The sequence below is a fragment of the Streptomyces sp. CA-106110 genome (genome assembly GCF_050936285.1).
In the GTDB taxonomy this organism is placed as follows: Bacteria; Actinomycetota; Actinomycetes; order Streptomycetales; family Streptomycetaceae; genus Streptomyces.
This window is the reverse complement of the sequence record NZ_JBNJNB010000002.1, coordinates 210,642-232,339: the sequence shown is the minus strand read 5'-3', so window position 1 is coordinate 232,339 and position 21,698 is coordinate 210,642. Positions and strand designations below refer to the sequence as shown.

Sequence of the window (21,698 nt, the reverse complement as noted above, 5' to 3'; positions counted from 1 at the left end):
TCGTGTGGATCTGATAACCGAGAGTCATCGATCTGTCCCCCGCACACGGGGGCACTGCGGAGTGTCGGCTCTCAGGCGGAGGTCGTCTGCGTGCCGAGCAGCCGTGGCAGGGCTGTAGCGAGAAAGCGGTCGTAAGGGGCCCTGCTCCGGTCGAGGCGGCCCCGCATGGCCGCGCCCTCCCAGGATTCGATGATCATGGACGCCAGTTCGGTCATCTCGAGGGAAGTTGCGGCGTTCTGCCCGCTTGCGCTCTCCGCGAGGCAGACTGCGACCAGGCGGGACCAGTGGTCCATGATGGCGGCCAGTTCCTCACGCGCCTCTTGATTGCCGTCGGACAGTTCGAGGGTCATATTGCCGATGAGGCATCCCAATGCGAAGTCCTGCTCGGCATGGTCCCGGGTCATAGCCTCGAAGAACCGGACGACGCGCCGTACGGGCGGAGTGGACTCGTCGCTGAGCATGGGGGCGTGATTGCGGACGATCCCAGCCCAGTACTGCCTGAGGACGGCAGCAGCGAAGGCGTTCTTGCTGCTGTAGTAGCTGTAGAACGAGCCCTTGGGCACACCGGCCATGTCCGTGATCTCTTTGATGCCTACCGCGTTGAACCCCTGGGAGTGGAAAAGGGCCAATCCCGCATTGAGGAGATTCTCACGGACGAGGGGATTCGCAGGTCGGGACACGGGCCCATTCTACCGCCGGCCTTGCGTGATGATCCGTCAGGTTGTCGATGAGCCCCTTTCCGCTCACCGGGGACAGGTCGCTCGCGGACCAGTACATGCCGCAGCGACCTCGCCGACAGTACCGCGGCCGGCCGCCGGACCGGCGAGATCCACAGGCCCGTCCGAGGGGACGTGCTCGGCGACAGCGGTCGCACCAAGCGGGACACGGGCGTCTGGGATGACCAAGGGTAGGCGGCCGACCACGGCCGGTCAGCACACGGATCGGCGTCCAGGGAACGTGCCACCCGGTTCGTGCCGATCACCGCGCGGGCGATGAGCGCTTCCTTCTCGAACCGCGCGCGCGTGAGCGGGTCCAGTGGCGTTGATGCCCCTATGGATGCCAAGCAGCGCCTTGTGCGGGGTCCAGGTGGTCGGCCGCGGTCGTCGTGGGGGCGATGAGTTGACGGCGGCCGTGCGAAGCTCCTGGTGGGCGGCCGGTTCATGGTTGAACCAAGTGGAGATCTACTTCTCCGTCGTGCAACGCAAGGTCGTCTCACCCAGCGACTTCACCGACCTGACCCAGGTCGGGGATCGGCTCCGAGGATTCGAAGACCGCGACAACGCCACGGCACAGCCGTTCCAGCGGAAGTTCACCACCTCCGACCTGGACGATCTGCTGGCCAGGCTCGACCGGCACACCGCCGATCACCAGGAAAAATCCTCCGCCGAGCCAGCAGCGTGATCAACCGTTCCTGAGGACTGAGCATGAGGTGTACAGGCTCAGTCGGGCGCTCCGAACGGTGTTGGGCGTCCTGGTCTCCCGCGTTCGCGCCGCGTCCGGTCCCAGCGGATCGTGTCCGTGGTCCAAGGATGCGGGGGCGGGTTCCCTCACGCCCTGGGGTGCCGTGTCCGGCCTGGGCGGTCCGATGCTCCAGTCCATCGCTCTGGTGGGCAGAAGGCGGTGCCGTCCGTCGCCGGATGCGGTGCCCGAGGGCGATGCCGGCCTCAAGGCTGCGGATGTGCGCCAACCGGGCACGCCGCGCAAGAGCCCACTGATCGTGAGTGGCTTTCGTACGACTCCTCGGTCAAGGCCCGCTTCCGCTGCGCCCACGTATCCGCGGAGTGCTCCAGACCCTCAGCGCACCGGCGTTTGAGATCCTTCGACGCCAGCGAGCCCAGATGCGTGCCCACCAGCCGCAACACCCGCTCGTCGTCGGCGCTCAGGTGCCTTAAGCGGGTGCGGATCGCCACGCCGGACGGGCCGAGGGCCACGAATGGGGCAGCGATCGTGCGCAGCGACTCATCACGCATCGATGTACTCCCTCCGCCAACGCTTGATCAGCAACAGGAAGAACGGTACCGGTCGGCACTGACAGTGCCCGCCACGCGACGTGTGCACGCTGCAACACCACGAACCAGTACATGCTCGTGCACACTCATGCACGCTCCTGCACATCCGAAACCGAACAGCTCCCAACCCCCGAAGGACTTACGAACTCGACTACTTAGAAGGGCCTGTAGGGCAGGTACTTTCCGTCCAGGGTTATCACGGCGCGCTCGCCGCCCTCGGGGTCGGCGACCTTCTTTACGTCGAGCTTGAAGTTGATCGCGGAGATGATGCCGTCACCGAACTGCTCGTGGACCAAGGCCTTGAGCGTGGTGCCGTAGACCTGGATCATCTCGTAGAAGCGGTAGATCGTGGGGTCGGTGGGGATGCCGCCCTCGATCGAGCCGCGGGTGGGAATGGTGCGCAGCAGCATCGCCGCGTCGTCGTCCAGGCCGAGGAGCTCGGCGACGGCCTTGGCCGACTTCTCCGGCAGGGCGTGCTGGCCGAGGACGGCGGCGGTGACGAACGCGACCGACAGGCCGGCGGCGTCCGCGATCTGCTGCCAGGTGAGGTCCTTGCGGGTCTTGGCCTCGACTGCGGCGATTGCGAGCTGCTGACGGGCGTTGCTGTCGAACTGAGCGTGCACCATGGGAATGGTTCCTTTCAGGCGGTCCGTCCCCTGAGGTTGCAGGGGGTTGGGAAGAAGTGGTCCCGGGGATCCGGTCAGGCCAGGCCGGGGGAGGGGGCGAAGGGATGGGTCAGGCCGCGAGGGCGGAGTGCGTGCCGGTGTCGAGTTCTTCGACGGTTCCAGTGGGGATGTCGAAGATCCAGCCGTGCATCCGCAGGCTGTCCTCAGCCAGCGCGTGGGCCGCCGAGGGGTGGGTGGCCAGGTTCGCCAGCTGGGCGGCGACATTCTCCCGTACCAGCGCGGCGACCTTCTGTCCGCTTTCGGCGGGTTCGGTAAGGACCTGGGCGGCAGTCGCGTGGCGCAGCCAGCCAGCGATGGCCGGGGTGCTGGTCAGGTCATGGCCTTCGGCGAGAGCGGTCATGGCGCCGCACGCGGAGTGCCCGCAGACGATGATGTCCTTCACACCCAGGACGACAATCGCGTACTCGATGCTGGCGGTGACGCCGTCGGCGCTGGAGGTGTAGGCGGGGACGAGGTTGCCGGCAGTGCGGACGACGAACAGCTCGCCGGGGTCGGCCTGGGTGATCAGCTCGGGGACGACGCGGGCGTCAGAACAGCTGATGAACATCGTGCTGGGCTGGTGGGTGGTGGCCAGGTGGGTGAAGAGCCCGGCCTTGACGGGGAAGACCTTTCGTTGGAAGCGGTCTACTCCCTGGGCGAGATGACGCATGGCCCGTACTTCCTTCGATCGGATTGCCGCTGGGGCTGACGCCATTCACGGTGCACGACCTGTATATGTAGCGTCCAAGACTCAATAGCACTGGCTGCAATCGACCACATCTATAGTTTCGGTCATGAAGCCGGAGCTGCGTCATCTGCGCTATCTGCTCGCAGTTGGCGAGCACGCAAGCTTCACCCGTGCCGCCGAGGAACTGCACATCGCCCAGCCCACCCTGTCCCAGCAGATCAGGCAACTGGAGAAGGCCCTGGGAGTCCAGTTGCTGGACCGCACCGGCCGCACCGTACGCCTCACCGACGCCGGGACCGCCTACGCCCATTACGCCCAGCGCGCGCTACGGGACCTCGCGGCCGGCGAGCGGGCGGTGCTGGACGTGCAGGACCTCTCCCGCGGGCACCTCCGCCTCGCCGTCACCCCCACCTTCACGGCCTACCTCACGGGCCCCCTCGTTGCCGACTTCTACACCCGCCATTCCGGCGTCACCCTGGACGTGCGCGAGATGACCCAGGACCGCATCGAAGCTGATCTGCTCAGCGACCGGCTCGACCTCGGCATCGCCTTCACAGGCGCCCATCTCCCGGGCATCGAGGCAGCCGCACTGTTCACCGAGACCCTCAGCCTCGTCGTCGGCTCTCAACACCCCGACACCCAGAACCGCGGCCCCCTGCCCGTCACCGACCTCCGCGAACGCCATCTCGCAATGCTCAGCAACGATTTCGCCACCCGCCGGTACATCGACCAGCACCTCGCCGAACACCAGGTGCAGCCGCGGATCGCGGTGGAGGCCAACTCCATCAGCGCCCTCACCGAAATCGTGACTCGCACCCCGCTCGCGACCGTCCTGCCCGATGCCATCACCCGCGACCACCCCCACCTGACCCCCATCCCCCTCTCCCCGGCACTCCCCTCCCGCACCGTCACACTCCTGCACCGTGAAAGCACCTACCAGAGCGCCGCCGCCCGCGCCTTCACCTGCCGGGCCACCGACTGGGCACATGCCCACGGCTTCGACCTCGGCTGACAGTGAAGATGTCCGTGGTGACGCTGCAGGTGTGACCCTGCGGGTGCCGATAACCCCGAACGTCACCGGCCCGGCACACGACCTCCTTGCAGACCTGGACAGACCTGCGCGATCCTGGTGGTTAATTACACAGAGTGGCCGAACGGCGGAGGTCACCAGCCGCGACTGGGCGCCCATCGCTGACAAATCGGACGAGCAGCGGCACCTTCGCGAACGTCGCCGTGACGCTGCGCCAATTAACCACCAAGATCGGGCAGGGTCACCGTCAGCCGCCTTGAGTGGTGAGATGGAGCGGTCCTCGTCCTCCCGTAGAAGGGTGAGGCTCGTCGTGGCTGGGCTCAGCCCAGTGCGTCGATGGCCTTCACGATCAGGGCGCGTGCTTGTGCCCCGTACACGGCCATGCTCCGTAGTTGCTCGAAGGCTTTCACGTACAGGGCGATCTCGGACGGCTGGGTGACGTTCACTTCGGCACAGAGCAGCTCGACCGACACGAGGGTGTCGTCGTGCACGTCGAATGTCTCTTGTGGCCACAGGGCACGCTGGCGCGTCGTGGTCGGGATAACGCCGAAGGACACCTGGGGGAGCGCCCCAGCGGTGAGGAGGTAGCCCAGCTGCGCGGCCATCGCATCTGCGTCGCCGAGCTGGTAGGAGAGCACCGCCTCTTCGATGAGGAACACGAAGCGGTGGCCTGGCTCGTGGATGATCTGCGAGCGCTGCACACGGGCTGCTGCCGCCTCGGCCCCGTCGTCGGGAATGTTGAGGAAGCGGGCGTTGAGGCTCAGCAGGGCCTGTGCGTAGCCCTCGGTCTGCAGGAGTCCAGGGACGAGGACGGGGGAGTAGACGCGCAGCAGCTCCGTCGACCGGTACAGCTCGACGTAGCTGTCCTGCAGCCTTTTGAGGCCGGAGCGGACCCGCTGGCGCCACTCGCGGTACAGCGATTCCGCATGCTGGGAAGCGGCGATCAGGTCCGGCACCTGATCCGCGGCATCGGTGGCGCGGCACCACAGGCGGATGTCCGTGGGCGAGGGCGGCGTGCGGGCGTTCTCGATGCGGGAGGTCTTGGCGTGGTGCCAGCCGCACCGGGAGGCCAGCTCAGTGACCGTCAGGCCGGCGTTTCTCCTCAGGTCGCGTAGCTGTCGTGCCACGTTCTCGCGGGCGGACTGGGCCGAGGAAGACGGGGAGATGGGCATGAGCGGGCCGCGGCGCTTTCTGTCAGTGGATCTCGTACCGGTCGTGGGGGATGGCGCGCTCCCAGACGGCTTCGAACGCGTCCACGCACTGCTTGACGATGCCCGGCTCGCTGCGCAGCTCCATGTCCGGATCCGCCCAGCCGCCCTCTCCGGTGAAGTGATTGAAGAGGACGCGGGTCCCGTCGAAAATCCACAGGTCGGCGCCCGGCAGCATCAGGTCGACTGCGTGCCGGCGGGGCAGCCAGCGGACCTGTTCCCCGGCCGCGGCGTTGACGACGGTTCCGGCGTGCTCGTACCGGATGTAGTCGGTGACCGGTTCGGACACGATGCGGGCCCGTCGCACGACGACGCCGCGGGCCGCCGCCCGGGAGATCATGTCGACCCACGGTGCCCAGTAATCCGAGGTCGGATCCGTGTCCCTCTGCCCCGTGCGCAGCCAGGTGTGGAAGTCGTCGGCCTCATCGCCGACGGCGTACCGGTCGCGCATCTCGAGGTGCACCGCTGAACGCTGCGTGGCTTCGAAGAGCTCGTCAAAGCTGGGCACGTTCTGCGGCATCGCAGGCCTTCCTCAGGATCGGTACCAGGCGTGCGGGGATGCGGATCACCGTCTCGTGCTCGGGAACGCCTTTCGCGTGTCCGGGCGCCGTGTTCTCGACGCACGCGGCTCGCGTCTTCTCGTCGGCTGTGTAGCTCTGGATCACGATGTCCGCGTTCTCCTGGTCCACCCAGGCCGTGGGTGACCCGTTCTTGCCGGTGTCCGGGTCGATCCCGATGAACTGTAAGTCCACGGCTGCCTCCAGCGTCGTCGTTGTGCGCCGTTGTGCACCAACCTCACGTCAGCGGGCGGACAGCGTCAAGAGGGCGAACCGGCCGCGCAGCCGCCTACAACTACACACGCACATCGATGCACATCACTGGCTCTGCTGCACTTCGCGCTCCTAGCGTCGGGGATACGACGAGCCCCGGCAGCCGCCCGAACGGCCACGGGGCATGGCCGAACGCCGCGAAGGAGCACCGACATGAGGCAGGTTGCAGCCCGGACGCCCACGGGGGTGATCCGGTGAGCAGCGTCATCCACGACATCCCGCCCGAGGCGCTGAAGGTCCTCGCGCTCCCCTCGCTCGACACCCTGGCCGACGCCAAGGTCCGCGGCGCGGCGTGTGTCTGGTGCGGCGAAAAGTTCACCGCGGAGAGGGCCGTTGACCTCGGCGAGCAGATGAGCCCGCACAGCGGCACCACCTCGCTCATGCGCTGGTTCCCGCGCGCCTGCCACGGCTGCATCGCCGACCGTGCGCACCGCGGCCTGTTCGCCCACGGCTCGACCTGCGAGCTGTGCCGCGATGAGAAGACCACCGCCGACTGCAGCGCCGGCCGCGGCCTGTACCGGCTGGTCAGGAAGTACCGCCAATGACCTACGCCGCACTGCGACGAGCGATCAGGCCCCACGAGCCGCGCACGTGGCTACGTCACCGCCGCGGCCACGGGAGCCGACGGCACCTTCGTCGTGCACGACTACCTGTGCAAGAAGGCGCCAACCCAGAAGCCCCGTCCAGACAGGACCGCTGAAGACCCCCGCGCCGGCACCCTGACACGGCGCTGAAGCGGGCAGCCGCGATGGCAAGCAACACAGCGGCCGCCCCATGTAGCTCCGTCGAAAAGACCCCCAGATACGCGCTGCGACGCGTTGCTCTTCGCTTCCGAAGACCCCGGTTCGCATCCGGGCAAGAGGACTCCGCCCCGGGCCCCAGCCCTGGACAGGTCGAGCCCCGGGACGGACTTCACCATGCAGTTCCACCTTCACCCCGGCCAAGGAGGCACCGTGCAAGCGATGACCCTTCCGCCCCAACCATGGGGCATGCGCCGCATGACCCCACTGCACAACGCCGAACCCTCACCCTGGCGGTACGCGGGACTCGATCCGCAGACCCAGACCGGCCGCTGGATCGGCGGGGACGGCCGCATGAGTCCGGTCGAACTCGGCAAGCACGGCACGTCCGTCAACACCTACCCGCCCACCCAGGTCAGCAAGGACGGCAAGGTAGACGGCGACTCCGGCCACGACGCCACCCAGGACTAGGCGGCGCGCCCATGGACACACGCCCGGTGCTGGTCTGCACCCAGCACGAAGACGCGACCGCCGACCTGGTCATCACGGAACTGAACCGGCGCCGGGTGCCCGTTCTCCGGCTGGATCCTGGCCGGGACTTCCCGGCGCTCGCGCAGCTCGCCGCCCGTAGTGGGGCCCAGGGATGGAGCGGTCGACTCACGATCGGGCAACGCACGCTCGACCTGTCCGCCGTACGCGCTCTGTACCACCGTCGCCCCCATACCTACCCGACGGACAGCAGCAGGCAGGCGGCCCGGTTCGCTGCTCAGGAGAACCGGCGCGGACTGGGCGGTGTGCTCGGCGCGCTGCCGGGGTGCCTGTATCTGAGCCACCCGCAGGCCATCGCGCGCGTCGAGTACAAGCCGGCTCAACTGGATGCGGCGGCCCGCGTTGGGCTCACCGTCCCGGCAACCCTGATCACGAACGACCCGATGGAGGCCAAGGTGTTCTGCGCCGAACAGCCCACAATCTACAAGCCCTTGCACGCTGGGGCGTACGAAGTGGGGGGCGAGCCGGCCGGGATCTGGGCGGCCCCGGTAGAGCCCGGCGAACTCGACGACGCGGTCGGTTACAGCGCGCACCTGTTCCAAGTGCAGGTGCCCAAGGCGGTGGACGTGCGCGTGGTCGTCGTCGGTGAACAGGTCTTCTGCGCCCTGATCACCGCGCCGCCCGGGATCGTGGACTGGCGGGCCGCGTACCGGAACCTCAGCTATGAGCCGGTCGAGTGCCCAGAGCGGGTGCGGCGGGCGCTCGTGGCGTTCCTCGCCGACTTCGGCCTGAACTTCGGTGCCTTCGACTTCGCGATGACCGCGGACGGCGCATGGTGGTTTTTGGAGTGCAACCCCAACGGCCAGTGGGCCTGGCTCGAAGCCGCGGCCAACCTGACGATCACCACCGCAATCGCAGACCTGTTGGAGAACGGAGCGACCAGGCATGCGTGACCCCCTGTCGTCGGAGCATCTGCGGGCCGACCTCGCCCGGCACCTGTCCAAGAGCGGCGCCCTGCACAGTCCGGAGTGGGAGGCGGCCGTTTTGTCCGTGCCGCGCGAGGCGTTCCTCTCCCGTGGCTGGTTCGAGTACGACGCAGGCGGCTGGTACCGGCCGGCGTCCGGTGACTCAGCGGCCGGACTTGCCCGGATCTACGAAGACGACACCCTCGTCACGCAGGTGGCTGGCAGCGTCTTCCCCGAGCAGGTCGAGGGACGCATCGCGGCGGCCCCGCTCCTCGTCGTCCACTCTCCCGAGCCTGGTCGTGCGGATGCTTGAAGACCTGCGGGTGAGTCAGGGAGCGCGCGTGTTGGAGATCGGCACGGGCACCGGTTACTCGACGGCGCTGCTGTGCCATGTCGTTGGCGACGACACGGTGACCACGGTCGAGGTCGACGCGGAAGTGTCTGCCCGCGCCGGGGTGGCACTGGCGGGTGCCGGCTACTGGCCGACCCGCGTGGTCGGCGACGGCCTCCTCGGCCACAAGGAGGGCAGTCCGTACGACCGCGTGATCGCCACGTGCGCCGTGCATACTGTCCCGGCCGACTGGCTCGCCCAGGCCCGAGTCGGCGGTGAGGTCCTGGTGACCGTCGGCGGGTGGATGGATGCATCCGAGCTCGTCCGGCTCACGGTCGCCGACGACGGCACAGCCGGCGGTCCCGTGCTCGGCGGACAGGTCTCGTTCATGATGGCCCGCCCTCACCTTCCGCCCCCGCTCGTTATCCTGCCGAACCTCAGCGAGGGCGACACGCAGCCGACGGAACTCGGCGGCGACGTACTCGATGACTGGTCGGCCCGGTTCGTCGCACAGTTCGCCACCCCGCACGCCCAGCGGCTCATCCTCGAACGGCACGGCCGAGCAGAACAGGTCGTGATCGACGTGGACGCCGGGTCCTGGGCCGTGGCCTTCCAAGACGGCGAGCGGTGGATGGTCCGGCAGGGCGGCCCGGTGCGGCTGTGGGATCAGATCACGGAACATCTCATGCAGTGGCATGCGGCCGGTCGACCGCCGACCGACCGCATGCGGCTGCACATGGGCCCCGACGGGCAACGTCTCACCTGGGCGTGACCGCGGGACAACAGCTCTTCAGCTGCCCCGTCCGTCCGCTGCCCCCCGTGGCGGACGAGGCTTGTCCGCCAGGCGGCGCACCGGCACGGGTGCGGCGAGCTCCAGGCGGATCAGCCGTTCTTCGGTGAGTGCCGCTGTCTGCGTGCCTCCATCCCACCGTAGGGCCGGTTCCATCCGCCGCGGTGCACCACTTGGTGCGGGTGAAGCGGGCTTCTTGCGGCACGGGCTGCTGTGCTGTGCCGCTACGCTGCCGGGGTGAGCACCCCCACAACCACCCCCACACCCCTGCGACTCGACCTCGCATCCTTTCTCGCCTGGGCCGAGCGGCGCGGCACTGCGCTCGATGCGCGTGCCGCCGAGGCCGTGCTCGGCCTGCTCGCGCTGAGCGGGGCGCGCCGCCGGCCCGGCGTGCCGGAACCCACTGAGGAACTGGTGGAGGAGCTGCTGCACACCCTGCTGCCGCTGTACGTGAGCGCAACCGAGGCCGAGCTGCCCGGCTTTTTGGCCGCAGTGGTCGCGCTCGCCGACCGTACCCACGAAGCGGGCAGGCTCAACGCCAAACGGCACGCCAGGCTGGTGGCCCGGGTGCAGGAGCTGGCCGAGGGCTTCACTCAGATGATGACCAGCCCGCAGCGCGTCACCTGGGCGCGGCTGTACGGCAACCTGCTGCGGGCCGAGGGCGTGGAGGCCGCCGATGCGCGGGCCGTCGCCGCCTGGCTGGAGGCGTTCGCCGCCCGCCCGTATGCACAGCGGCAGACGGCGCTCGGCCTCGCCGTCGCGGACGGCCCGCTGGCCGCAGCCGGTTGGCTACGCGCGCTGACGGGAGAACGCTCCCGGCAGGCCCGCTCCCTGCTCGCCGGGCGTCTGCAGGCCGTGGCCCTGGGCGAGCAGGTGCGGCCCCCATCCGGCCAGGCGCCGCTGATCCCCGAGGCCCCGCAGGGCGAGCCGGACGTCCCGCAGGAGCAGGAGGACGCCTGGTACGACGCCCAGGCCGGCGTGCTCTCGGACCGCTGGACGGCAGCCGGGCTCGACGCCCTGCTGCGTGGCCCGTACGCGCACCTGGCACCCGGCGCCGGCAGCCACGCGCCGCTGGTCGGCATCGTCGGCGAATTGGCCGCCCAGCACCTGGAGATGTTCGGCCCAAATCCTTCCCCGCTACCTCCACCGCCCCTGCCGGCCTCCCCCGAAGAGCAGGCCGCCCAACTGCGCGCCGCGCCGCTGCCGCAGGCCCTCGCGCAGGCCGCCGCCAACCCGGACACCGCGGATGAGCAGGTGCGTGAGCTGGCGCTGGCCAGCGGCTTCCTGACCGTCGACGCGCACGGCGCACCCTTCCCGGGGCCGGCCGCCGAGGTATGGCAGCACGGCGGGCCTGCCGAGCTGGCCGGGCTCGCCCTGGACCTCCTGGACGCGCTGCTGGCGCAGCTGGCCGAAGACGAGGAAACCGCCGAGGAGTTCCCCGGCGAGCACCTCGGCCCGCTCTACTTCCTCTATCAGCAGGCCGGGGTGGCCCAGTCGGTGGCCCGGCAGGCCGCACAGGAGGAGCTGTGGATCGTTCCGCTGGGGCACCAGAGCGCCCCCGATGCGTCCGTCCCGGCCACCGGTCCATACGAACTCCCCGCTCCCGAGGCCCTGTCCGCGGTCACCGGCATCCCCGCACTGAACGAGGCGGACCGCGAGGACCTGCAGCCGGCCGCCGCCCGCCTGGCACGCGTCATGGACCGGCTGGCCGGACTCGGCATCGCCGAGCGCACCGGCGACGCGCTCACCCTCACCCCACTCGGCTCGGCCCTGCTGCGCGACGCTCTCCTCCTGGGCGCCGGCGGGGCCGACGACGGCGCCTTCCCCACCCAGGCACAGGTGCGCACCTGGGCTGCGGACCTGCTGGTGGCCGCTGCTCAGCACTGGCCGCCGGCCGCGGCCCGTCAGGTGCTCGGCGACTGGCTGACCGAACGCGGCGCCGACGGCTGGCCCGCACTGCTGGCCGCGCTCGCCGCCACCCGTCCTGGGCCGGACGCCGCCGACCGGCGCGCGCTGCTCGGCCTGCTCGACCTGACGGCCGCACCCGCGCATGCACTACACGCCCAGCTGGCCGACCCGGTGCTCGGCGGCCACGCGGAACGCGCCCTGCGCGAGCGAGGCCTGACGCCCGACGCCTCCGCGGTGCCCTCCGCAGCCCGCGCGGTGCTCCTGCTCGACGAACTCGAAGCAGTGCGCCAAGCGGCCTCCCTCACCCACCGCCTGACCGCCGCTTTCGAGCAGCACGAACCGGAGCTGCCGGTCCAGGTACAGGCGGCCTTCGACAAGGCCGCGGCCGACTGGCCCGGCGGCGGCCCGGCCCTGCTCACCGCGCTCGCGGACGCAGACCCGTACCAATCCGCTTTCCTCGCACAACAGCTCACCCACCACCCTGACCCCGCCAACGCCGAAGCGGCCCGCCAGGCCTGGCGGGCGTACCGCAGCGACAGGAATGCGGCGCTCACCAGCCATCCGCGCAAGGCGAAGCCCAACTCCCAACGGAAGCGCCCGGCCGCCAAGCGGTCCGCGAAGAAGCGCAAACGGCGCTGATTCGGCTGAAGATGGGCTCCGCCGGGCGTGTCGGTGACTGGGTGTGAGTCCTTGACGACGTAGTCCCGGCCGCGGGGGATGGAGCCGGGCTCCGTCGTGCCGGCGTCGGATTCGATGGTGTCCCGCCCAGTGGTGGAGCAGCGATCACGCATAGCCCCTGGTCATGAGGCGGCCATCGCGCAACTCTCCGAGTAGGGTGCGGGTGCCGATAAATCATCCGGCCAGGTCACTGCCTTGATCGGCCATCCCTGGGCGACTCTTTACGGCCCCTCTGTGGGCAGTCGAGCCAAGTTCTTGATCCGGGATCGGGACTCGAAGTTCAGAGCCGCCTTCGACGCCCTGCTTGCCGATGCCGGGCTCAAGGTCGTCACCACCGGCGTCCAGATGCCCCGGATGAACTCCATCATGGAGCGCTGGATGCAGACCTGCCGGTACGAGCTCCTGGACCGCACCTTGATCTGGAACCAGGGCCACCTCCTTCACACGCTCCGCGAGTTCGAAACGTTCCACAACAGGCATCGGCCGCACCGAACCCTGGGGCAGGCCGCGCCTATTCGCCCGTTGCCCGAGCCGATCAACGTACCAGCGCACATCAGACACCTGAAAGTCCGCCGACGCGACCGCCTCGGCGGAACCCTCCACGAGTACCGACATGCCGCGTGACCAGGACGGATGATTAATCGGCACCCGCAGAGTTGGGGGGCGCGTGAACAGCGATTTTCTGCTCAGGCTGATCGCAGCGGGAGCGGCGTTCGGCGGAGCTCTCCTTGGTGCCGGTGGTGCAGTCATAGCCAGACGCAGTCAGGCAAGTGCTGCCCGCTACCAGGCCGATGCCCCCTGGATCAGAGAACTCCTGCCCTCCCTCTACGTAGAGTTCCTCCTCCAAGCCGAGCAGGTCTACCAGGCCATGTACGAGGACGCGTTCCAAGGGCGGTGGGACGAGATGGAGCGCCGGGCCCGGGAGTTCGATCCACAGCGGTTGAAGCGGGCATTCGCTGCACTCGAACTTCGCGCTCCAGTGGACGTAGTCGATGCGGCCACTGCGCTTCAGCAGTCTCTCCTGTACGACCACGCCCCCGAACCAGTCTGGCTTGGCACGGTACAAAGAGACCTGGGCCCACAGATGGCGGCTCGGACCAGGCTGTCCGGGGCCTACCACAGCCAGCACACCCTGTTCCTGAAGGCGGCCAGAACCTCTCTCAAGGTTGGCGCCTACGACGAGGCGCCGGCTCGGCGAGCGTGGCTGCGCTTGCGGCGTCGGTGAGCAGTCCGGATCCGTCGGGACGGGACAGCCAGAAGCGGCCGCAGGCCTGCCGGCCTGTCGGTGGGCAGTGCAGGACCGAGCCGGCAGGCTCATCAATTTGCTTAGAGTTCCTCAATGATCGTACGGTGATCGTGTGGAACTTCTTCGACTCTCAAAAGCCGCCAAACGCTTGGGTGTTCACCCCGTGACGCTTCGGCTTTGGGCAGACTCGGGCAAGATTCCAGTGACTTGGGTCGGGCGTGAGCGCCGGTTCTCCTCGATCGATGTCGAGGCGATGAAGGTCTCCACCGGTGGCGAGCGTGTCCGCCTGGAGGGCCTGTACGTGCGCGTCTCCGGCTCCCACGGGCAGGAATCCTCGCTTCAGGCGCAGGAGAAGGAGCTGCGGGCCACCTCCACCGGCGAGATCGTCAAGGTCTTCCGTGACCGGGCCTCTGGCCTGCGGGAGGACCGGCCCGGTCTGAGCCGGCTCCTGCGGGCCGTTGCTGACGGCTCGGTGACCGTCGTGCGGGTCACGCACGAGGACCGGCTCGCCCGGTTCGGTGTCGGCTGGCTCAAGCACCTGCTGTCCGTGTACGGCGCCCGTCTTGAGGTGCTGCACCCGAAGAAGCTCGGCAGCCGGGACGAACTCCTTGAGGACTTCGTGTCGCTGGTCACCACGTTCGCCGGCCGCCTGTACGGGATGCGGTCGGCTGAGAACCGGCGTCGCCTGCTGGCCGAGTCCGAGCAATGCCAGGCCGGTAGCCACCGGTGAGCCGGAAACCGCAGCTCGCCCACGGTGAGACCTCCCGCACCGCGTGCGCCCGCACCCTTGTGCGCACCGGCGTGGATGAGAAGACGGGCGAAGTCCTGACCCAGGCCGTGCTGGCCGAACGCATCGGCTGGTGCAGCGACCTGGTGGCGGGCATGGTTTCTGTCGTGCTCGCCGAGCGTTGGAACAGCCCTGATGTGAAGGTACTCGCCTCCGGCGTCGACGCGGGCGGCCGGAATCTACCGTCGAACGCGTGGATGGCGCTGCGCCGTCTGGGCTGGAGTGCCACCCCGCCCCAGGGCGTGAAGGTCAACGACCGGATCGTGCGCATGGCCCAGGAGCAGGCCGGGCGGGCGCTGCGCTCGGTGAAGTGGCGCGCCGATGTGGTCTTGGGGGTGCTGGCGACGTGGCCGGCCGATCCGAGCAAGCGCACCCCGAGAGAGTGGGATCAGGTTCGGGCGGCGATCTGTGGCGGGGAGCATCTGCCGTCCAGCATCATCAAGGCCCGCACCCGGCAGGCCGCCACCTATCTCAAGGCCAACGGCCATCTGCCCGTGGACGTGTTCGAACTCGAAGGCACCCCGAAGATCCCCCGCCTGCTGCTCCTCGCCGCGTGCGATGGACAGCAGGCCACGATCGAACGCTCCGAAACCGACACCGGGCAGGCGCTGCTACGGCTTCAGCTGCCCACCCGCCCCGACCCGGCCACCTACCGGGACTGGACATGGGTGGCCTGCCCCATCGCGCTGCCGCCGACGGTCCCCGCATCGGCGGTGCTCCACCTTCCCACCCTCCGCTGCGCGGGTGACACCGTGCGCGCTGACCTGGCCTACACCCACGCCGTCCCCAAGGCCCACCACACCGGTCATGCGGTGGCGCGCGGCGTGGACTGGGGCCTGAACACGCTCCTCAGTGCGGGCGCCGTGCAACTCAAAGGCGAGGGGCGGATCACCGCGCTCGGGGCCGGCGCCCAGTTCCGGGCCGCCGGTGTGCTCGCCAAGCAGCACCGCCTGCGCCGCCTCTCAGAGCGACTGCACACCAAAGCCGACCAGTATGAACGGCTGATCGCAGGCCACGACCACCAGCTTGCCCCCACGCTCGACGTGCTCCGCAGCGAGATCCAGCACGTGTCCAACCGCCGATCGAACCTCAACGACGCCCTCGCCTGGGCTGCCGCCAGGTGGGCCGTCGACCAGGCCATCGCGGCCAGGGCCACGGTGATCTATGTCGAGGATCTGCGGTCGATGGAAGCCGGGGGCATGGGCCGCACCCTGAACACCCGCCTGTCCCAGCAGGTCCGCGGACAGATCGCCGACCGCATGCGGCACCTCGCCACCGAACAGGGCATCGCAGTCGTCACGGTTCCTGCCCGCAACACCTCCAAACTGTGCCCGCACTGCCTGACCCCGCTGCGGCACCGCAAAGCCCCCGACCGGCCCACCCTCGCAGGATGGAAATGGGCCATCTGCCCCCACCAGGACTGCCGTTGGCAGGGCGACCGCGACCACGGTGCCTGGCGACGAATCGCAGCCCGCGGCCTGGCCCACCAGGCCACGACCGCTTGCGACCGCACCAGCGGCCACATGGTGATCCGGACGGTCCTCGACAACCTGGAAGCGAAGGCCGTCCTCACACCGACTGCCAAGACCAGCCGGAAGGACCGGACCAAGACCGGCCCCACCCGGCGTCGTTCCACACGCCCCGCGCCCAGGCGACGCAGGGCACCCTCCCCAGCACGGCCTCACGGTCGTGCCGGCCAGCGTCCGGAGGGACACGCTCACACGGACCGGACCCGGCTGCCCCGCGCAGCCCACCGACACCAGGGCATGAACACGACCAGCACACCCACCACCGGCCACCAGCCACAAGGGGCAGCACTCGGCGCGGGATTCCACCTCCACGCCCACGCCTCCCCACCACGGTGGGAAACGATCCCGGAAACTCAATCCAACCCAGGATCGCATAGCTAATCAGAGACGCTGCACGGCCATCTGCCGCACGTCCGCGAGCTCGGCTTCGGCGGTGATGGGCACCAGTCACCAGGTTTTCCGCTGCCCGGAGGCCGACTGCGGGTGCGAGCTGACGGTGACCAAGCGGCTTCGCCTTCCTGCACCAGCCAGCAGGACGCCCCGACGTGCTGCTGCGGCAAGACCATGGTCAAGAAGTCCGAGTAGCGCGGGAACCGGAGAGCCCGGCCCTGCGATGCCGGACGATACCCGCCCTGGTGGTTTCCCCCGTGCCACCGTGGCGGGGCGATTTCGCCGACCGTGCGGTCACTGGCCGTCCGTCGCCTGGAGGACGGCGAGGTCGGCGTGGGCCCCCCGACGGCGGCGTGGCCGCCACCTTGGCCGCGGCCGCCATCGTGGGCGGGGCCGACGTGGTGGTCGGCGCCCACAAAGCGGCGGCAGTCGAGCACAGCGTTGCGTTTACGGGCGCGGTCACATGGCTGGGCGCTGGGATGAGTCGTGCCCGGAGTTGCCGCCCGCATCGCCGAGGGTTGTGCTGGAAGTGGCGGCATGTACGCCACGTGTCGGTGCGCTTCCGAGGCTGCGGAGGGTCTCACCCGCCGGACTGGAAGGAGGCGGCGATGAGCCGTGAACACTCTTTGGTCGACGCTGACTGGGCCGAGCAGCACCTGGACGACCCGCAGGTGGTATTCGCCGAGGTGGACGAGGACGTCAGCGCCTACGAACAGGGCCACATCCGCGGCGCGGTGAAGTTCGACTGGAAGATGGACCTGCAAGATCCCGTCCGCCGCGACTTCGTCGACCGCGAGCACTTCGAGGAGTTGCTGTCCAACCGCGGCATCGCGCCTGACCATACGGTGGTGCTCTACGGCGGCAACAACAACTGGTTCGCCGCGTACGCCTACTGGTACTTCAAGATCTACGGGCACGACCAGATGCGCCTCCTCGACGGCGGACGCAAGCTGTGGGAACTGCAGTCCCGACCGCTGACCGACGAGGCGCCGCAGCGGCCCAGGACCGACTACACGGCCAAGGAACCGGACTTTTCGATCCGGGCCTTCCGTGACGAGGTACTCGCCTCGATCGGGAGCAAAAACCTGATCGACGTCCGCTCTCCCCAGGAGTTCTCCGGAGAGCTGCTGGCCCCCGCCCACCTGCCACAGGAAGCGGCTCAGCGCGGCGGGCACATCCCGACCGCCAGGAACGTGCCCTGGTCAAAGGCGGCCAACGACGACGGCACCTTCAAGTCCGACGAGGAACTGCGGGCGCTGTACCGTGACGCCGGCGTCGACTTCGACCGGGAGAGCATCGCCTACTGCCGGATCGGCGAGCGCAGCGCCCATACCTGGTTCGTCTTCCACGAACTGCTCGACCATGCGGACGTCAAGAACTACGACGGCTCGTGGACCGAGTACGGCTCGATGGTCGGCGTCCCGATCGAGAAGTGACCGGAGCAGCAGCCTCACAGACGGTAAGCAACGGATTAGACGTGACCAGAACCCCAGCGGCGCCGACGGGTGGCCGACGCCAGGCAGCCGCTGTACCGGAGATCGACACCACCACCCGGACCGAGGTGGCCGGCCGCGTCGAGGCCGCCGACGGGCCGGTCGCGGGTGCCTGGGTCCGCCTGCTCGACCCGGCAGGGGAGTTCGTCGGCGAAGTGGTCACCGCCTCCTCGGGCACGTTCCGCTTCTACGTGACGCCAGGGCACTGGGTGCTGCGCGTGCTGTCGCCGCGCGGCGCCACAGAGCTGCCGGTGGAGGCGCAGCTCGGTCAGGTCACCGAGGCCCAGCTGCGCCTGTCGGCTCAGCTGCCCGAGGGCCTGGAGGTCATCCAGCTCGCCACGCTGAGCCTGGGCAACCGCAGCTACCTGATCACGGACGGGTCGGTAGCGGTCGCCGTGGACCCCCAGCGCGACCTGGAGCGGATCACCGCCGTGCTCGACTCGCGGGCCTTGCGGCTCGACGCGGTCGTCGAGACCCACCTGCACAACGACTACGTCACGGGCGGTCTGGAACTGGCCCGCCGGTTCGATGCCGCCTATGCGGTGCCGGCCGGGCCGAAGCTCGGCTTCGACGCCGTCCGGGTACGCGACGGCGACCAGCTTCCGGCCGGCGAGCTGCAGATCCAGGTGATCGGCACGCCGGGGCACACCGACCACCACGTCGCCTACGCCTTCGCACCCTCCGGCGGGACGCCACGGCTGGTATGCACAGGCGGTTCGCTGCTGTACGGCACCACCGGGCGCACCGACCTGATGGGTGCGGACCTGGCCGAGCCGCTGGCCCGCCGGCAGTACCGATCAGCCCGCCACCTGGCCGAGGTACTGCCCGATGACACCGTGGTCCTGCCGACCCACGGATTCGGAAGCTTCTGCACGGCGACGACCGCCACCGCGGTCGAACGTTCCACCATCGGCCGCGAACGCGCCGCCAACCCCGTCTTCACCCTGGCAGAGGACGCCTTCGTCTCCAGCGCCCTGGCCGGTCTCGAGCCCTACCCCGCGTACTACCGCCACATGGCACCGATCAACGCCGCCGGACCCGTGCCCCTGACCACCCTGACCGTGCCGCACACCGCCACTCCCTCCGAGCTGGCCGACCGCATCGCAGCCGGGGAGTGGGTGGTCGACGTCCGGCCGCGAGCCGACTTCGCCCACATCCACCTGCGGGGCACGGTGAACTTCGACGCCCGCGGATCGCTGGCCACATACCTGGGCTGGCTGGTGCCATTCGACGCTCCGCTCACGCTGCTGGCCGCCGACGCCGAGCAGCTCGAAGCCGCCCGGCACGGGCTGCTGCGGATCGGCTTCGACCACCCCGCGGCCGTCGCCGCCGGAAGCCCGCTGGAATGGGCAGGCCCACCCCGGCTGGCCTCCTACCCCCGATCGGACTTCACGACCCTGGCCACCGCCCGGGCCGGGCGGCCGATAGAGGTCCTGGACGTCAGAAGCGGCAGCGAGTGGCGCTCCGGACACCTGCCCGGCGCCCGGCACGTTCCGCTCCCCGAAGTGCCCGGAGCCCTTTCCGCCCTGCCGGACACCGAAATCTGGGTGCACTGCCGCAGCGGCTTCAGAGCCGCGATCGCGGCTTCACTGCTTGCCGCCGCAGGACACCAGGTCGTCCTCGTCGACGACGCCTTCGAGCACGCAAGGCCCATGATGCAGGGACAGTAGGGCCACCGCCCCCATACAAGCCGCAGGCCATGCTCGGGCACGCCCGTCCCAGGCATCACCCCGGCACAGCTCCAGCGTCCGCGCCGCTCCTTGCTGTGGTCACCGTGTGACGTCCAGCTCTGTGTACATGCCGGCCGCGTAGTGGCCGGGGAAGTTGCAGGCCAGCTCGTAGCGGCCGGGCTGCACCGTCACCGTGCTCCAGGCCATCGCGCCTGAAGCCTCACCCAGGCTCACCGGTTGGATGAGCGAACCGTAGTGAACCTGTGGCAGAGTGCTACGCGCACGCCCGGCGCCCAGGCGACGTCGGGCACCCTCCTCGGTCGGGTCTTGCGGCCCGGTCGACCAGCGTCCGCAGGGACGTGCCACGCGGACTGACGGCTCCTGTCGTTCAGTACCAGGGCACGAAGGCGATTGGCTCCCAAGGCTGAGCAACACTCAGGCTCGCTAAGCCAATCTAAGACGCTAGAGTGCGCCTGCTCGACCCTTCACTCCAACGGACGCCTTCTACGCGTGGCGCGGAATCGTTGGCCCGTACGGTGGGACGGCCATCCCGCCGGACCGCTCATCGTGCTTTGTCGAGGGAGACCGCTCATGAGGATTCTTCGTAAAGCTTTCGCCGCCCTTGCCGTTACAGCAGTGCTCGCGCTGCCGGCCACATCGGTATTCGCGGATGACGGCTCCCGCACGGTGAAGGTGGAGGGGCAGTTCGTGCCGTCTTCGCCGTTCCATCCGTCGCAACCGCTGACGTACGACGCGAAGACGGTGCCCGTGGGCGCTCGCATCTCCGTCGTCGAGCAGGTGGGCGGTCCCGTCGGCGGCGCGGCCACCAGCGTTCGGCTCCAGGTGAGCGGGCTGCTCCCGAACCGCGTGTATGGAGCGCATGTGCACACCAAGCCGTGTGGCCGCACCCCGGATGCCTCCGGTCCGCACTACCAGAACGTCAAGGACCCCAACCAGCCTTCTACCGACCCCGCCTACGCGAACTCCGAGAACGAGGTGTGGCTGGACTTCAGGACCGACGCCCAGGGCCGTGCCACCGCCGAATCCCGGCATGACTGGGGCTTCCGGCCGGGCGAGGCCCGGTCCGTGATCATCCACGAGCACGGGACGGCGACGAAGCCCGGCGAGGCAGGAATGGCTGGGGCACGGCTCGCCTGTCTTACTGTGCCGTTCGCCGGCACGACCGACGAGGCAGGCACCGGCAACTAAAGCCGGCCAGCTATGGGGCGTCGGTGGCCCCATAGCTGGTGCCCGGCCGCATTGTCGTCAGTCGCCGACGCTCCGCGTGGGCTCCTCATGAGCGGCCATACCGGGCGCGATCTTGCGGCTCCGTCGGGAGATAGAGCAATCAGGAGCACCTCCGGCGTGCGCCACGGCATTTACCACGCCCCGGCGCGCACCGAGCGTGCGGTGAGTCGCTGACCTGCTGTTTCAATTCCGGTCCGCCTGGGTGAAGGCGGCCAGCATGGGGATCACGGAGCTGGGGCGGCCGGTCGCCTGCACCTGTACCCAGTCGCCAAAGGGGCCGACGATCGCGCACACGTCCTCCACCTCGACGTGGCCGGGCTCACCGGACGGCCTGGACTCGCGCCGCCAGACAACCCGCGTACGGCGCTGCTCCTTTGAGACGCGTGCGCCGGGCAGTTGGCCGGCCAGGGCGTGAGCGACGGCGCCGCGCCCCTGGGCCTCCGCCTGCTGCTTCGCGGTGAGTTCGGCGACCTGCTTCACGGCCTGGGCGTGCAGCGGATACAGCCGCCGCGTGATCTCGCGGGCCACATGGTCGGCGCTGCTGGCCGTCACCCCGATCGACGGTGCCCGCACGTGGGTTTCGTCCGGTAGTGCGGCGTACACCTTCAGCCGGTCGGGGCGGCGTGCGTCGGGCCGGCACAGGCGCAGGGCGCGGCCGTCGCCGTCGACGACCAGCCGCGCAAGACCGCGCGCGTACTGGGGCAGCGGATCGGTCCGGCAGTGCGTGCCCAGCTTGCGCGCCACCTCGTCGGCGAACGCGTCGAACTGCTCCTGGGTGGCCAACTCCTGTGGCATGGTGGCGCCTTCACTCCTTCGGTGGCTGGGGGACGGGTCCGGTGCGGGGCGGTGTGACGGCGCTGGCGCGGCTTCCTGGCGGCGGTCGGCGTCACGGCGGGCGTCTTCGGCGGTGTAGCCGGTGTCGCACGACGGCTTGCACAGCCGGCCTGGAGGTGCGCCACACGTCTCACAGCGCTCGTCGAAGTCCTCCGGGCGCCACGGCTACA

The 21,698-nt window shown here is 69.3% G+C and carries 22 protein-coding genes and 2 pseudogenes; 15 read left to right on the top strand and 9 right to left on the bottom strand.

The window, feature by feature from the left end; translation table 11 throughout:
- Nucleotides 1–71: 71 nt before the first annotated feature.
- Nucleotides 72–680: a TetR family transcriptional regulator C-terminal domain-containing protein gene (locus ACQEXA_RS58750; protein WP_432940822.1), complete on the bottom strand. Its 609-nt coding sequence runs from the start codon at nt 678–680 to the stop codon at nt 72–74.
- Nucleotides 681–1,173: 493 nt separating this feature from the next.
- Between ACQEXA_RS58750 and ACQEXA_RS58745 the strand changes: the two genes are divergently transcribed.
- On the top strand, nt 1,174–1,401 hold the full coding sequence (locus tag ACQEXA_RS58745) for a hypothetical protein (RefSeq protein WP_433135545.1): 228 nt from the start codon (nt 1,174–1,176) through the stop codon (nt 1,399–1,401).
- A 235-nt stretch (nt 1,402–1,636) separates the two neighbouring features.
- On the opposite strand, the pseudogene ACQEXA_RS58740 reads toward ACQEXA_RS58745, so the two are convergent.
- From ACQEXA_RS58740 to ACQEXA_RS58730, 3 genes and pseudogenes are all read right to left on the bottom strand, one after another.
- Nucleotides 1,637–1,970, bottom strand: a pseudogene (locus ACQEXA_RS58740) (IS200/IS605 family accessory protein TnpB-related protein); the annotation flags it as partial.
- A 194-nt stretch (nt 1,971–2,164) separates the two neighbouring features.
- On the bottom strand, nt 2,165–2,635 hold the full coding sequence (gene cynS, locus ACQEXA_RS58735) for a cyanase (protein WP_432940820.1): 471 nt from the start codon (nt 2,633–2,635) through the stop codon (nt 2,165–2,167).
- A 109-nt stretch (nt 2,636–2,744) separates the two neighbouring features.
- Nucleotides 2,745–3,344 (bottom strand): carbonic anhydrase, encoded by a 600-nt coding sequence (locus tag ACQEXA_RS58730; RefSeq protein WP_432940818.1) that lies wholly within the window; start codon nt 3,342–3,344, stop codon nt 2,745–2,747.
- 124 nt (nt 3,345–3,468) lie between these two features.
- Between ACQEXA_RS58730 and cynR the strand changes: the two genes are divergently transcribed.
- Nucleotides 3,469–4,374: a transcriptional regulator CynR gene (gene cynR, locus ACQEXA_RS58725; protein ID WP_433134953.1), complete on the top strand. Its 906-nt coding sequence runs from the start codon at nt 3,469–3,471 to the stop codon at nt 4,372–4,374.
- A 338-nt stretch (nt 4,375–4,712) separates the two neighbouring features.
- Here the strand turns inward: cynR and ACQEXA_RS58720 are convergent, their stop codons facing one another.
- Genes ACQEXA_RS58720 through ACQEXA_RS58710 form a run of 3 tightly spaced genes read right to left on the bottom strand, consistent with a single transcriptional unit; the run spans nt 4,713 to nt 6,352 of the window.
- Complete coding sequence (locus ACQEXA_RS58720; protein WP_433134952.1) at nt 4,713–5,564, bottom strand: helix-turn-helix domain-containing protein; 852 nt, start codon at nt 5,562–5,564, stop codon at nt 4,713–4,715.
- A 22-nt stretch (nt 5,565–5,586) separates the two neighbouring features.
- Complete coding sequence (locus ACQEXA_RS58715) at nt 5,587–6,120, bottom strand: DUF6879 family protein (RefSeq protein WP_433134951.1); 534 nt, start codon at nt 6,118–6,120, stop codon at nt 5,587–5,589.
- A complete protein-coding gene (locus tag ACQEXA_RS58710; RefSeq protein WP_361829597.1) occupies nt 6,095–6,352 on the bottom strand; it encodes a hypothetical protein in 258 nt (85 codons plus the stop codon). Before ACQEXA_RS58710 ends, ACQEXA_RS58715 begins: the two co-directional genes overlap by 26 nt.
- Before the next feature lie 272 nt (nt 6,353–6,624).
- On the opposite strand from ACQEXA_RS58710, the gene ACQEXA_RS58705 reads away from it, so the two are divergent.
- The 12 genes and pseudogenes from ACQEXA_RS58705 to ACQEXA_RS58650 all read left to right on the top strand — a co-directional run bounded on the left by ACQEXA_RS58705 (nt 6,625) and on the right by ACQEXA_RS58650 (nt 19,446).
- Nucleotides 6,625–6,975, top strand: coding sequence for a hypothetical protein (locus tag ACQEXA_RS58705; RefSeq protein ID WP_433134950.1), 351 nt, complete (start codon nt 6,625–6,627; stop codon nt 6,973–6,975).
- 417 nt (nt 6,976–7,392) lie between these two features.
- Complete coding sequence (tgmA, locus tag ACQEXA_RS58700) at nt 7,393–7,641, top strand: putative ATP-grasp-modified RiPP (protein ID WP_433135508.1); 249 nt, start codon at nt 7,393–7,395, stop codon at nt 7,639–7,641.
- 11 nt (nt 7,642–7,652) lie between these two features.
- Complete coding sequence (tgmB, locus tag ACQEXA_RS58695) at nt 7,653–8,612, top strand: ATP-grasp ribosomal peptide maturase (RefSeq protein ID WP_433134949.1); 960 nt, start codon at nt 7,653–7,655, stop codon at nt 8,610–8,612.
- The gene (locus ACQEXA_RS58690) at nt 8,605–8,937 is read left to right on the top strand and encodes a hypothetical protein (protein WP_433134948.1); all 333 of its coding nucleotides are present in this window, start codon (nt 8,605–8,607) and stop codon (nt 8,935–8,937) included. Before tgmB ends, ACQEXA_RS58690 begins: the two co-directional genes overlap by 8 nt.
- 28 nt (nt 8,938–8,965) lie before the next feature.
- Nucleotides 8,966–9,727: a hypothetical protein gene (locus ACQEXA_RS58685; protein ID WP_433134947.1), complete on the top strand. Its 762-nt coding sequence runs from the start codon at nt 8,966–8,968 to the stop codon at nt 9,725–9,727.
- Nucleotides 9,728–9,982: 255 nt separating this feature from the next.
- A complete protein-coding gene (locus tag ACQEXA_RS58680) occupies nt 9,983–12,292 on the top strand; it encodes a hypothetical protein (RefSeq protein ID WP_433134946.1) in 2,310 nt (769 codons plus the stop codon).
- A gap of 276 nt (nt 12,293–12,568) precedes the next feature.
- A pseudogene (locus tag ACQEXA_RS58675) lies at nt 12,569–12,955 on the top strand (integrase core domain-containing protein); the annotation flags it as partial.
- 43 nt (nt 12,956–12,998) lie between these two features.
- The gene (locus ACQEXA_RS58670; RefSeq protein ID WP_432940789.1) at nt 12,999–13,556 is read left to right on the top strand and encodes a hypothetical protein; all 558 of its coding nucleotides are present in this window, start codon (nt 12,999–13,001) and stop codon (nt 13,554–13,556) included.
- Nucleotides 13,557–13,689: 133 nt separating this feature from the next.
- A complete protein-coding gene (locus ACQEXA_RS58665) occupies nt 13,690–14,307 on the top strand; it encodes an IS607 family transposase (RefSeq protein ID WP_433134945.1) in 618 nt (205 codons plus the stop codon).
- The gene (locus ACQEXA_RS58660) at nt 14,304–16,274 is read left to right on the top strand and encodes a zinc ribbon domain-containing protein (RefSeq protein WP_433134944.1); all 1,971 of its coding nucleotides are present in this window, start codon (nt 14,304–14,306) and stop codon (nt 16,272–16,274) included. Before ACQEXA_RS58665 ends, ACQEXA_RS58660 begins: the two co-directional genes overlap by 4 nt.
- 617 nt (nt 16,275–16,891) lie before the next feature.
- Nucleotides 16,892–17,719: a sulfurtransferase gene (locus ACQEXA_RS58655; RefSeq protein WP_432940782.1), complete on the top strand. Its 828-nt coding sequence runs from the start codon at nt 16,892–16,894 to the stop codon at nt 17,717–17,719.
- 41 nt (nt 17,720–17,760) lie between these two features.
- On the top strand, nt 17,761–19,446 hold the full coding sequence (locus tag ACQEXA_RS58650; RefSeq protein ID WP_432940780.1) for a DUF1416 domain-containing protein: 1,686 nt from the start codon (nt 17,761–17,763) through the stop codon (nt 19,444–19,446).
- 99 nt (nt 19,447–19,545) lie between these two features.
- Here the strand turns inward: ACQEXA_RS58650 and ACQEXA_RS58645 are convergent, their stop codons facing one another.
- Nucleotides 19,546–19,680: a hypothetical protein gene (locus tag ACQEXA_RS58645; protein ID WP_433134943.1), complete on the bottom strand. Its 135-nt coding sequence runs from the start codon at nt 19,678–19,680 to the stop codon at nt 19,546–19,548.
- Nucleotides 19,681–20,037: 357 nt separating this feature from the next.
- On the opposite strand from ACQEXA_RS58645, the gene ACQEXA_RS58640 reads away from it, so the two are divergent.
- Entirely contained in the window at nt 20,038–20,655 is a 618-nt protein-coding gene (locus tag ACQEXA_RS58640) for a superoxide dismutase family protein (RefSeq protein ID WP_433134942.1), read from the top strand.
- 222 nt (nt 20,656–20,877) lie between these two features.
- On the opposite strand, the gene ACQEXA_RS58635 is transcribed toward ACQEXA_RS58640, so the two are convergent.
- The gene (locus tag ACQEXA_RS58635) at nt 20,878–21,489 is read right to left on the bottom strand and encodes a hypothetical protein (protein ID WP_433134941.1); all 612 of its coding nucleotides are present in this window, start codon (nt 21,487–21,489) and stop codon (nt 20,878–20,880) included.
- Nucleotides 21,490–21,698 lie beyond the last annotated feature (209 nt).

What these genes read in the sequence shown, in the direction of transcription:
- ACQEXA_RS58730 (WP_432940818.1), bottom strand. Translation starts at nt 3,344, where the DNA reads ATGCGTCATCTCGCCCAGGGAGTAGACCGCTTCCAACGAAAGGTCTTC.
- ACQEXA_RS58720 (WP_433134952.1), bottom strand. Translation starts at nt 5,564, where the DNA reads ATGCCCATCTCCCCGTCTTCCTCGGCCCAGTCCGCCCGCGAGAACGTG.
- ACQEXA_RS58655 (WP_432940782.1), top strand. Translation starts at nt 16,892, where the DNA reads ATGAGCCGTGAACACTCTTTGGTCGACGCTGACTGGGCCGAGCAGCAC.
- cynS (WP_432940820.1), bottom strand. Translation starts at nt 2,635, where the DNA reads ATGGTGCACGCTCAGTTCGACAGCAACGCCCGTCAGCAGCTCGCAATC.
- ACQEXA_RS58690 (WP_433134948.1), top strand. Translation starts at nt 8,605, where the DNA reads ATGCGTGACCCCCTGTCGTCGGAGCATCTGCGGGCCGACCTCGCCCGG.
- tgmB (WP_433134949.1), top strand. Translation starts at nt 7,653, where the DNA reads ATGGACACACGCCCGGTGCTGGTCTGCACCCAGCACGAAGACGCGACC.
- ACQEXA_RS58715 (WP_433134951.1), bottom strand. Translation starts at nt 6,120, where the DNA reads ATGCCGCAGAACGTGCCCAGCTTTGACGAGCTCTTCGAAGCCACGCAG.
- ACQEXA_RS58635 (WP_433134941.1), bottom strand. Translation starts at nt 21,489, where the DNA reads ATGCCACAGGAGTTGGCCACCCAGGAGCAGTTCGACGCGTTCGCCGAC.
- cynR (WP_433134953.1), top strand. Translation starts at nt 3,469, where the DNA reads ATGAAGCCGGAGCTGCGTCATCTGCGCTATCTGCTCGCAGTTGGCGAG.
- ACQEXA_RS58640 (WP_433134942.1), top strand. Translation starts at nt 20,038, where the DNA reads ATGAGGATTCTTCGTAAAGCTTTCGCCGCCCTTGCCGTTACAGCAGTG.
- tgmA (WP_433135508.1), top strand. Translation starts at nt 7,393, where the DNA reads ATGACCCTTCCGCCCCAACCATGGGGCATGCGCCGCATGACCCCACTG.